Source organism: Nocardia sp. NPDC057353 (genome assembly GCF_042667085.1).
Taxonomy (GTDB): Bacteria; Actinomycetota; Actinomycetes; order Mycobacteriales; family Mycobacteriaceae; genus Nocardia.
In genome coordinates, this window is sequence record NZ_JBHVAK010000001.1 from 155,250 (window position 1) to 168,169 (window position 12,920).

Below are 12,920 nucleotides of genomic sequence, written 5' to 3' on the forward strand. Positions count from 1 at the left end.
ATGTCGAACGACACGTCGAACGAAGAAAAACTGCGGTACTTCCTGCGGAAGGTGACCGCCGACCTGCGTGCGAGCAACCGGCGGGTGGCCGAGCTGGAAGGCCGCGACACCGAGCCGCTGGCCCTGGTCGGCATGGCGTGCCGGTACCCGGGCGGCGTGCGCTCGGCCGAGCAGCTGTGGCAACTCGTGGTCGACGGCGGCGACGCCATCACCGGCTTCCCCGCCGACCGCGGCTGGGATATCGACGCCATCTACCACCCGGAGCCGGGGCGGGCCGGGACGACGTACACCCGCGAGGGTGGATTCCTGCACGATGCCGCGGAGTTCGACCCCGCCTTCTTCGGGATCTCGCCGCGCGAGGCGCTGGCGATGGATCCGCAGCAGCGCTTGCTGCTGGAGACGAGCTGGGAAGCCCTGGAGGACGCCTGCATCGATCCGGTGGTACTGCGCGGCAGCGATACCGGGGTCTTTTTCGGCAGCAATGCCCAGGACTACGAGGCGGTCGCGCAGCGCGCGGCGGACAGCGCCGACGGCTACCTGCTGACCGGAACCGCAGGCAGCGTGCTCTCCGGCCGGGTCGCGTACGCGCTGGGGCTGGAGGGCCCCGCGGTAACCGTCGACACCGCGTGTTCGTCGTCGCTGGTCGCCCTGCACTGGGCGGGGCAGGCGCTGCGCCGTGGCGAGTGCTCGATGGCGCTGGCGGGCGGGGTCGCCATCATGTCGACCCCGACCGGTTTCGTGGAGTTCGCCCGCCAGCGCGGCCTGGCCGCGGACGGGCGGTGCAAATCGTTCGCGGCGGCCGCCGACGGCACGAGCTGGAGCGAAGGCGTCGGGGTGGTGGTGCTGGAACGGCTCGCCGACGCCCGCGCCAAGGGCCACCCCGTGCTGGCGATCCTGCGCGGCAGCGCGGTCAACCAGGACGGCGCCTCCAACGGCCTCACCGCGCCGCACGGCCCCGCGCAGCGGCGGGTGATCCGCCGGGCCCTGGCCGCCGGCGGGCTGACCACCCGCGATATCGATCTGGTCGAGGCGCACGGCACCGGCACCGCGCTCGGTGATCCCATCGAGGCCAGGGCACTGCTCGATACCTACGGCCTGGACCGGGAGCCGGGCAACCCGCTGCGGCTCGGCTCGATCAAATCGAACATCGGCCACACCCAGGCCGCCGCAGGCATCGCGGGCGTCATCAAGGTGGTGCTGGCCATGCGGCACGGGCTGATGCCGCGGACCCTGCACGTGGATCAGCCGACCCCGCACGTGGATTGGCGCGCGGGCGGCGTCGAGCTGCTCACCGAGGCCACCGCGTGGCCGGAGAACGGGCAGCCGCGCCGGGCCGCGGTCTCCTCCTTCGGGATCAGCGGCACCAATGCGCACGTGATCCTGGAGCAGGCACCCGGGGAGGACACCGAGGAGACCGCCAGGCCAGGCTTCGACGGCCCGGTGGCCTGGGTGCTCTCCGGACGCGGCCGGGCCGCGGTCGCCGGACAGGCCGCGCGGCTGCGCGACCGGCTGCTGGCACACCCCGAGCTCGCCGCCGATTCCCGCGGTGCCGCCGATCTCGGCTGGTCGCTGGTGACGACCCGCGCGATCTTCGAGGACCGCGCCGTGGTGGTCGGCCGCGACCGCGAGACGCTGCTGGCCGGACTGGACGCCGTCGCCACCGGCGTGCCGCACCCGAACGCCGTGCTGCCCGCCGACGCGCGGAGCGGGGTCGGCTTCCTGTTCGCCGGGCAGGGCGCCCAGCGCGCCGGAATGGGAAAGGTGCTCGCCGCGGCATTCCCCGTTTTCGCCGATGCGCTCGAGCAGGTATGTTCCGAGCTCGACCGCTGGTTGCCGCGGCCGCTGCGGGAGGTGCTGTTCGCCGAGCCCGGCTCGCCCGACGCCGCGCTGCTGCACGACACCGGCTACACCCAGCCCGCGCTCTTCGCGGTCGAAGTGGCGCTCTTCCGGCTGCTGGAATCCTGGTCGGTCACCCCCGATCATCTGCTCGGCCATTCGATCGGCGGGCTGGTCGCCGCGCACGTGGCCGGGGTGCTGTCGCTGCCGGACGCGGCCCGCGTGGTCGCCGAACGCGGCAGGCTCATGCAGCTGCTGCCCGCCGGTGGCGCGATGGCATCCATCCGGGCCGGGCACCGCGAGGTACTCGAATCGTTCGCCACCGTCGGCGATGTCGGGGACCGGGTCTCGATCGCGGCGGTCAATGCCCCGGACGCGGTCGTGATCTCCGGCGACCTGGACGCGGTCACCGCCATCACCGAGCACTGGTCGGCGGCGAGCCACCGCACCCGACGGCTGACGGTGTCGCACGCCTTCCACTCGCAGCGCATGGAGCCGATGCTCGACGAGTTCCGCGCCGTGCTGGAGGCGGTCGAGCTGCGACCGCCCGCCATCCCGGTGATCTCCGACAGCACCGGCGAGCCGCTGACCGCCGAGCAGGCGACCTCGGCCGAGTACTGGGTCCGGCACGTCCGCGCGACCGTGCGCTTCGCCGACGCCCTCGCCGGTCTCGCCGAGCGCGGCACCGGCCACTTCCTCGAGCTCGGCGACGGCGGCCTCGCGAGCCTCACCGGCCCGGCCGGGGTGGCACTGCTGCGCGGCGAGCGGGAGGCCGAGGCGGTGCTGCTCGGCGTCGCCCGGCTCTTCACCGCCGGCGTCGATGTCGACTGGGCCGCACTGTACTCCGGGTCGGCGCCGCAGCGTGTCGGGCTGCCCAGCTACGCCTTCCAGCGGCAGCGGTACTGGCTCGAACCCGACGGCGCCCCGGCCGAGCCGCGCGACGACGCGGACTTCTGGCGGCTGGTCGAGGCCGGTGCCGTCGGCGAGCTGGCGCCGGGCACCGATACCGATGCGGCGCAGTGGAATCCGGTTCTTCGGGCGCTGACCGAGTGGCGAACCACCCGGCGCGCGCGGTCGCGGCTCGACGCCTGGCGCTACCGGGTGCGGTGGCAGCCCGCCCCCGCGCCGGCCGGGCCCGCCCGGCTCACCGGGACCTGGCTGATCGTCGCCGCACCCGAGCACGATGATCTCGCGGCGACGTGCGCGCGGGCCGTCACCGAGCACGGTGCGAGCGCGCACGTGCTCGACGCCGACCCGGCCGCCGATCGGCACACCTGGGCCGCTCGGCTCGGCGACGTGCTGCAGGACCGGCCCGCCGGGGTGCTGTCCCTGCTCGGGATGCTCGAAGATCCCGCGCCGGGGACCGAGTCGGTGAGCGGGGTCTCGGCGGGGCTCGCGAGCACCGTTGCCCTGGTGCAGGGGCTGGGGGACGCCGGAGTCGGTGCCCCGCTGTGGTCGCTGACCCGGGGCGCGGTGGCGGTCGGTCCAGCCGAGGTCGTCGCGCCGGTGCGGGCCATGGTGGACGGCCTGGGCCGGGTGGTGGCACTCGAGCACCCCGAGCGCTGGGGCGGCAGCATCGACCTGCCCGAGGTGCTCGACACCCGCGCCGAGCAGGCACTGGCTGCGGTGCTCGCGGGCACCGCAGGGGAGGATCAGGTCGCAATCCGCTCGGCGGGGGTCTTCCTGCGCCGCCTGACGCAGGCACCGTCCGCCACCGCACCGGCCACCGAACTGCGCGGCACGGTCCTGATCACCGGCGGCACCGGCGCGCTGGGCGCGCACGTCGCCCGCTGGGCCGCCGCGCACGGCGCGGAACGGCTCGTGCTGCTCTCCCGCCGCGGCCCGGCCGCCCCCGGCGCCGACGACCTGCGCGCCGAGCTGCACACGCTCGCGCCCACCGTGCCGGTGCAGATCGTGGCCTGCGACATCACCGACCGCTCCGCCCTGGCCGCCGTGCTCGCGGCCGTGCCCGCCGACCATCCGCTCAGCACCGTCGTGCACACCGCCGGGGTGCTGGACGACGGCACCGTCGACACGCTGACACCCGAGCGGCTGGCGACCGTGCTGACGGTCAAACGCACCGGGGCGTGGCACCTGCACGAACTCACCGCGGAGCTGCCGCTCGCGGCCTTCGTGCTGTTCTCCTCCGCCGCGGGCGTCTGGGGCTCCGGCGGGCAGGGCGGCTATGCCGCCGCCAACGCCTACCTGGACGCGCTCGCCGAGTACCGCCACCGCGGCGGGCTGCCCGCGACCGCCATCGCCTGGGGACCGTGGGCCGAAGCAGGCATGGCGGCGGGCGATCTCGGTGACAGGTTGGATCGCCGCGGGCTGGCGCCGCTGCCGCCGGACTCCGCGCTGCGCGCCCTCGGGCACGCCATCGACGGCGGGGACGTCACCGTGGCCGTCGCCGATGTCGACTGGCGGCGCTTCCACCCGCACTTCACCGCGCTGCGGCCTTCGCCCCTGCTCGGCGGCATCCCGGAGGTGATGGCGACTCCCGCCGGCGCGGATCGTGCCTCCGGAGCGGGCGGCTCGGAGCAGCTCGCGCACCTTGTCGGAGCCGCCGCGCCGGAACGGCGCCGGGCCGTGCTCGACCTCGTGCGCGCGACCGCCGCCCGGGTACTCGGACACCCGACCCCCGACTCCGTCGGCACCGACCGCACCTTTCGGGAGCTGGGCATCGACTCGCTCACCGCGATCGAACTCGCGGGCGAGCTGAGCCGGGCGACCGGGGTGGCCGTTCCCTCGACGCTGGCCTTCGACTATCCGACCGTGACCGACACCGCGGACTTCGTCATCCGGGCACTGTCCCCGGACGACGGGAACGACCAGATCGCACCACAGCGGCGCACCGCCTCCGACGAGCCGCTCGCGCTGGTCGGCATGGCGTGCAGGCTGCCGGGCGGCGTGGCATCGCCGGAGCAGTTCTGGCGGCTGATCGCCGAGGGCGGGGACGCCATCGGCGGGTTCCCCGAGGATCGCGGCTGGGATCTGGACGCGCTCTACGACCCCGATCCCGAGAGCGCGGGCACCACCTACGCCCGCGACGGCGGATTCCTGCACGACGCCGGAGGCTTCGACGCCCGGTTCTTCGGGATCTCGCCGCGCGAGGCGCTGGCGATGGACCCGCAGCAGCGGCTGCTGCTGGAGATCGGCTGGGAAGCGCTGGAGAACGCGGGGATCGACCCGAAGTCGCTGCGCGGCAGTGATACCGGCGTCTTCGCCGGCGCAAGCTACCACGACTACGCCACCCGGCTGGATGCCGTGCCGCCGGATGTCGAGGGGTACATGGGCACCGGCAACGCGGGCAGCGTGGTCTCCGGCCGCCTCGCCTACGTGCTCGGCCTGGAGGGCCCGGCGCTCACCGTGGACACCGCGTGTTCGTCGTCGCTGGTGGCGCTGCACCTGGCCGGCCAGGCGCTGCGCCGGGGCGAGTGCTCGTTGGCACTGGCCGGTGGCGTTGCCGTCATGTCGACACCGGAGATGTTCGTCGAGTTCTCCCGGCAGCGCGGGTTGGCCGTGGACGGCCGCTGCAAGTCCTTCGCCGGCGCCGCGGACGGCACCGGCTGGGGCGAGGGCGTCGGCATCGTCGTGCTGGAGCGGCTTTCGGATGCCGAGGCCAAGGGCCATCGGGTGCTGGCGGTGCTGCGCGGGAGCGCGGTGAACCAGGACGGGGCGTCCAATGGGCTGACGGCGCCGAACGGCCCGTCCCAGCAGCGGGTGATCCGGCAGGCGCTCGCTGCGGCCGGGCTCACCACCGCGGACGTGGATGTGGTGGAGGCGCACGGTACCGGGACCGCGCTGGGTGATCCGATCGAGGCGCAGGCCCTGTTGGCCACCTACGGCCGGGACCGCGAGCCGGAGCACCCGCTGTGGCTGGGCTCGGTGAAATCCAATATCGGCCACACCCAGGCCGCCGCCGGAGTGGCGGGCGTGATCAAGATGGTGCTCGCGCTGCGGCACCGCGTGCTGCCCGCGACGTTGCACGTGGACGAGCCGACACCGCATGTGGACTGGGGCTCCGGCGCGGTCGAGCTGCTCACGGCGGCGCGGGAGTGGCCGGACGGTGACCGGCCCCGGCGTGCCGCGGTGTCGTCGTTCGGGATCAGCGGCACCAATGCGCACCTCGTGCTGGAGCAGGCGCCCGACGAGGTCGTTCCGGAGCGGCCCGCCGACGCGGCGGAGCCGGTGGCCTGGGTGGTCTCCGGGCGCGGCCCGGATGCCGTCGCCGCGCAGGCCGGGCGGCTGGCGGAATGGCTGCGCGAGCATCCGGAGTCCGGGACGGCCGAGGTCGCGCGGGCACTGCTCGGCACCCGGTCGCTCTTCGAGGACCGCGCGGTCGTGGTCGGCGCCGAGCGTGCGGCGCTGCTCGCCGGGCTCGATGCCGCGGCCGCGGGCGTGCCGCATCCCGGCGTGCTGACCGGCACGGCGGGCGTCGCGTCCGGCGTGGTGTTCGTCTTTCCGGGCCAGGGCGGTCAGTGGGTGGGGATGGGGCGCGAACTGCTCGCCACCACGCCGGTTTTCGCGGACCGCATGGCCGCGTGCGAGGCGGCGCTGGAGCCGTGGGTGGAGTGGTCGCTGCGCGCGGTGATCGAGTCCGGTGACGCGGAGCTGCTGGCCCGGGTGGATGTCGTTCAGCCGGTGCTCTGGGCGGTCATGGTCTCGCTGGCCGCGGTATGGGAGGGACGGGGCGTGCGGCCCGCCGCGGTGATCGGGCACTCCCAGGGCGAGATCGCCGCCGCCGTGGTCGCCGGTGCGCTGACCCTGGCCGACGGCGCGCGGGTCGTCGCGGTGCGCAGCGCCGCGCTGCGGGCGCTCGGCGGCACCGGCGCGATGCTCTCGGTGGCGCTGCCGGTCGAGCGGCTGAGGCTCGACGAGCGGGTCTCGGTCGCGGCGGTGAACGGCCCGGCGGCGGTGGTGCTCTCCGGCCCGGCTGATGCCCTCGCGGAGACGGTGGCCGGGTTCGACGCCGAGGTGCGGACCCGCTGGCTGCCGGTGGACTACGCCTCGCACTCGCCCGCCGTGCAGGTACTGCGCGACGAACTGGCCGAGGCACTGGCCGGGATCACCCCGCGGGCCGGGCTGGTCCCCGTGTACTCGACAGTGACCGCGGAGCTGCTCGACACCACCGCGATGGACCCCGGGTACTGGTACGACAACCTGCGCGGCACCGTCGCCTTCCACGCCGCGGTGACCGCCGCGATCGGCGCCGGGCACACCACCTTCCTCGAGGTCTCGCCCCACCCGGTGCTGGCCGCCCCGATCCAGGAGACCCTGGACGACCTGCCCGGCGGCGGCGTGGTGACCGGATCACTGCGCCGGGACCAGCCCGAACGGTTGCAGTTGCTGACGGCGGCGGCGCGGCTGTTCGTCACCGGAACGCCGATCGAGTTGGCGGATGCCACCGACGGACCGTGGATTCCGCTGCCGACCTACGCGTTCCAGCACGAACGGTACTGGTTGCAGGCCACCGCCGCGGGCGGCGATGCGGGCAGCCTGGGGCTGGGCGCGGTGGCCCATCCGCTGCTCGGCGCGGCATCGGAGCTCGCCGAGACCGGCACACTGGTGCTGAGCGGCCGGATCGCGCCGCGCACCCAGCCGTGGGTGGCCGACCACGTGGTGCACGGCTCGATCCTGCTGCCGGGCACCGCCTTCGTGGAACTAGCGCTCTGCGCGGCCGACCGGATCGGGTACGCGCGGGTGGCGGAGCTGATCATCCACACCCCGCTGGAGCTGAGCACCGCCCGCGATCTCCAGGTCCTCGTCGCGCGGCCCGGCGCCGAGCGCACCGTCGACATCTACTCCCGGCCGCACGAGGACGAGCCGTGGACACACCACGCCACCGGCACTCTGGCCGCCGACCCGGCCGCCGCGCCCGAACCGGCGGGGGAGTGGCCCCCGGCCGGCGCCGTACCGGTGGCGACCGAGGAGCTCTACGACCGGTTGGACGGCGTCGGCCTCGGCTACGGCCCCGCCTTCCGCGGGCTGCGGGCTGCCTGGCGGCACGCCGGGGACATCTACGCCGAGGTGGTCCTGCCCGGTGCTCCCGACGGTTTCGGCGTGCATCCCGCGCTGCTGGACGCGGCGCTGCACGCGATCGGCGAGACCGGCATCGGCGGCGGCGCCGCGCTGCTGCCCTTCGCCTGGACCGGCATCGAGCTGCACGCCACCGACGCCCGCGCGCTGCGGGTCCGGCTGCACCGCACCGACCCCACCGGCGACACCGTCGCGCTCACCGCCACCGACCCCTCCGGCGCCCCGGTGATCTCGATCGAGGGCCTCACGCTGCGCCCCGTCGACGCCGACCGGCTGCCCACCGGCACCACCCGCGACCTCTACACCGTGGCCTGGACCGCCCATCCCGGCCCCGCTCCCGACGACACCGATTCGATCGCGCTGCTGACAATCCCGGATCTCAGTACCGCCGCACCGGGCGAGTGGCCGGTGCACAGCGATCTCGACACCCTGCTCGTCGCGCCCCCGGAGCTGGTGGTGCTACCGCTCACCGGCACCGCCCACCGCGGCCGACCGGCCACGCTGGTCGCCCCCGTGCTCGAACTGGTGCAGCGCTGGCTGCGCACCCCCGAACTCGCGGACACCCGGCTCGCCGTGCTCACCCGGGGAGCGATTGCCGCCGCGCCGGGTGACGAGGTGTGTGATCCGGCCGCCGCCGCGGTGTGGGGGCTGATCCGCAGCGTCGACCTGGAACATCCTGGCCGCTTCCTGCTGCTCGATGCCGATACCGCCGGGTACCCGGCGAGCCTTCCGGCCCACGGCGAATCGCAGCTGGCGCTGCGGGACGGGCAACTGCTGGTGCCGCGGCTCCGCCCGGCAGTGCGCCCGCCGGATGCCGCGGACCGGGACCGGTCGCAGCCGGGAACCGTCCTGATCACCGGCGGCACCGGCGTGCTCGGCGGCGCGCTGGCCGGGCACCTCGTGGCCAACGGCGCCCGGCGGCTGCTGCTCACCGGCCGCCGCGGAATCGAGGCGCCGGGCGCGGGCGCGCTGGCCGACCGGCTGCGCGCCCTCGGCGCGCACGTGGATGTCGTGGCTTGCGATACGGCGGATCGGCAGGCGGTGGCGGCGCTGCTGGACTCCGTTCCGGCCGAGCATCCCCTGACCGCGGTCGTGCACGCGGCCGGGGTACTCGACGACGGCACCGTCGAGGCCATGGACCGGGAGCAGCTGCTCCGCGTGCTCACCCCGAAGGCCGACGCGGCCTGGGTCCTGCACGAGCTCACCGCGGGGATCCCGCTCACCGATTTCGTGCTCTTCTCCTCGGCCACCGGTGCTTTCGGCAACGCGGGCCAGAGCGGCTACGGCGCCGCCAATGCCTACCTGGACGCGCTCGCGCACCATCGCCGGGCCCTCGGCCTGACCGCCACCTCGCTCGGCTGGGGGCTGTGGGCGCAGACCAGCGCCATGACCGGCCGGATGGGCGAGCGGGGCCGGGCCCGGTTGACCGGCCGCGGCGCGGTCGGCCTCGGCACCGAACAGGGGCTCGCGCTCTTCGACGCGGCGACGGCGATGTCCGAGCCGCATCTGCTTCCGGTCCAGCTGGACCGGGGCGCGCTGCGCCGGAATGCCGAGAACGGCTCGCTGCCCTCCGTTTTCCGCGAGCTGGTCCGGGTACCGCGCAGGCGCGCCCGCACCGAGGCCGGCGGCGACGACTTCGGCAAGCGGCTGGCCCGGCTGGCTCCGGCGGAGCGCCACCGGATCGTCACCGAACTGGTGACCGGCCACGTGGCCGGTGTGCTCGGGCATGCCGACCCGGCGGCCATCACGATCGGCAGGCCGTTCCGCGAGCTGGGATTCGACTCGCTCAGCGCCATCGACCTGCGCAACCGGCTCGGCGCCGCGACCGGCCTGCGGCTACCCGCGAGCCTGATCTTCGACTACCCGACCCCGGAGCGCATCACCGGCCACATCCTCGATCAGCTCGGCGGCCGGGACGCACCCGCCGCCGCACCGGCCGCGCCGGTGCTCGCCGTGGACGAGCCGGTGGCCGTGGTCGGCATGGCGTGCAGGCTGCCCGGCGGCGTCGGCTCGGCGGAGGAGCTGTGGCAGCTGGTGCTCCGCGAAGGTGACGGGATCACCCCGTTCCCCGCAGATCGCGGCTGGGACCTGGCGGGGCTGTACGACCCGGACCCGGAGGCCTTCGGCAAGACCTACGGCCGCTCGGGCGGATTCCTCCCGGACGCCGGGCATTTCGATGCCGGCTTCTTCGGGATCTCGCCGCGCGAGGCGCTGGCCATGGACCCGCAGCAGCGGCTGCTGCTGGAGACCGCTTGGGAGGCGATCGAACACGCCGGGATCGACCCGAAGGCACTGCAGGGCAGCGACACCGGTGTCTTCGCGGGTGTCATGTACCACGACTACTCCACCCAGATGAGCGCGGTTCCGGACGGTGTCGAGGCCTTCCTCGGCACCGGCAATGCGAGCAGCGTGGTCTCCGGGCGCATCGCCTACGCGCTCGGACTGGAGGGCCCGGCCGTCACCGTCGACACGGCGTGCTCGTCGTCGCTGGTGGCGCTGCACTGGGCGGGCCAGGCGCTGCGCCGCGGCGAGTGCTCGCTGGCGCTTGCCGGTGGCGTCACCGTGATGGCGACCCCGGGCACCTTCCTGGACTTCAGCAGGCAGCGCGGCCTCGCCGCGGACGGGCGCTGCAAGGCGTTCGGCGCCGAGGCGGACGGCTTCGGCCCCGCCGAGGGCGTCGGTGTCCTCGTGCTGGAGCGACTGTCGGACGCCAGGGCGAACGGGCACCGGGTGCTGGCGGTGCTGCGCGGCAGCGCGGTGAACCAGGACGGCGCCTCCAACGGGTTGACCGCGCCGAACGGCCCGTCCCAGCAGCGGGTGATCCGGCAGGCGCTGGCGAGCGCCGGGCTGACGACCGCCGATGTCGATGTGGTGGAGGCGCACGGTACCGGGACCGCGCTGGGTGATCCGATCGAGGCGCAGGCCCTGTTGGCCACCTACGGCCGGGACCGCGAGCCGGAGCACCCGCTGTGGCTGGGCTCGGTGAAATCCAATATCGGCCACACCCAGGCCGCCGCCGGAGTAGCCGGAGTGATCAAGATGATCATGGCGCTGCGGCACGAGATGCTGCCCGCCACGCTGCACGCGGACGAACCGACCCCGCACGTCGACTGGACGTCCGGCGCGGTCGAACTGCTGACGAGCGCGCGGGAATGGCCTACCAACGGCCATCCGCGGCGGGCGGCGGTCTCATCGTTCGGCATCAGCGGAACCAATGCGCACGTCGTGTTGGAAGAGGCCCCCGACGACCGTCCCGAGCCCGGCCCCGCCGAAACAGCAGGCCCGGTGGCCTGGGTGATCTCCGGGCGCGGCGAGCCCGCCGTGGCCGGGCAGGCGGCCCGGCTGGCCGGATGGCTGCGCGCGCACCCGGGGCTCGGCGTGGCCGAGGTGGGCCGCTCCCTGCTGTCGACCAGGACGCTGTTCGAGAATCGGACGGTCGTGATCGGCACCGACCCCGACGACTTCGCGGCCGGGTTGGAGGCCGCGGCCGAGGGGGTACCACATCCCCGAGTCGTATCCGGTTCGGCGGGTGGGGATTCCGGCGTGGTGTTCGTCTTCCCCGGCCAAGGCGGCCAGTGGGCCGGGATGGGGCGCGGACTGCTCGCGTCGTCACCGGTCTTCGCGGCGCGGATGGACGAGTGCGAAGCGGCGCTGGCGCCGCATGTTTCGTGGTCGCTGCGCGACGTCCTGGGTGACGAGGAAGCGCTGGCGCGGGTGGATGTGGTGCAGCCGGTGCTGTGGGCGGTCATGGTCTCGATCGCCGCCGTGTGGGAGTCGTGGGGCGTGCGCCCCGCCGCGGTGATCGGGCACTCGCAGGGGGAGATCGCGGCCGCCGTGGTGGCCGGTGCGCTGAGCCTGGCGGATGGTGCCCGGGTGGTGGCGCTGCGCAGCGCGGCACTGCGGTCGCTGAGCGGCACCGGCACCATGCTGTCGGTCGCCGCGGCGGTCCAGGAGCGACCGGGAGTCTCGGTCGCGGCCGTGAACGCCGTCGACTCGGTTGTCCTCTCCGGTACGGTCGAGGCACTCCAGCGCGTTGTGGACGAACTGGACGCCGACGTGCGAACCCGATGGCTCCCGGTCGATTACGCCTCGCATTCACCGGCGGTAGCGGCGCTGCGCGACGAGCTGGCCGAGGTGCTGGCCGGAGTCGAACCCGGCCCGAGCCGGGTGCCGCTGTACTCGACCGTCACCGCGAGCGTCCTGGACACCACCGCCATGGACGCGGCGTACTGGTACGAGAACCTGCGCACCACCGTCGATTTCCACGGCGCGGTGACGGCAGCTGGAGCCGACGGCTACGCGACCTTCGTGGAGGTCTCGCCGCACCCGGTGCTGAGTCCCGGGATCCAGGACGGCATCGCCGTCGGCTCGCTCCGCCGCGACCAGCCCGACCGCGAACAACTGCTCACCGCGGCGGCCCAGCTGTTCGTCACCGGAACAACCGTCGACTGGAACGCCGCCAACGACTGGTCCGCGGGCGAGCGCTGGATCGAGCTCCCGACCTACGCCTTCCAGCGCCGCCGCTACTGGCTGGAGTCCGGCCCGAACGGCGATGCGAGCGGGCTCGGCCAGGGCGTGGTGGAGCACCCGCTCCTCGGCGCCGCGGTCGGGGTGGCCGAGGCGGGCACCGTCGTGCTCACCGGACTGGTCTCCGCGCGCACCCACCCGTGGGTGGCCGACCACGCTGTCTTCGGTTCGATGCTGCTGCCCGGCACCGCCTTCGTCGAACTCGCCGTGTGCGCGGCGGATCAGGTCGGCTGCGGCCGCGTCGAGGAACTGGTGATCCTCACACCGCTGATCCTCGGCGCCCCTGACGACCCGGCCGTGACCGAACTCCAGGTCGTCGTCGGGAGCGAACAGGGCAGCCGCGGCATCGACATCTACTCCCGTACCCGCGGGGACGGCACCGACCGGCCCTGGACTCGGCACGCCACCGGCACGCTCGCCCCGGAACCGGCGGATCGCGGAGCCGGCGGCCTGCCGCAGCCCTGGCCCCCCGGGGCCCCGATCCCGATCGAGGACCACTACGACCGGTTGGCTGCCACCGG

At 74.4% G+C, this 12,920-nt stretch carries 1 protein-coding gene (only partly in view); it reads left to right on the top strand.

Annotated elements, in window-relative coordinates; all coding sequences use genetic code 11:
* Nucleotides 1-12,920, top strand: partial view of a type I polyketide synthase gene (locus ACFUUZ_RS00720; RefSeq protein WP_378690763.1) — the 5' portion only. It continues 7,423 nt past the right edge of the window; only the first 12,920 of its 20,343 coding nucleotides appear in the window; it begins with the start codon at nt 1-3; its stop codon lies beyond the right edge, outside the window.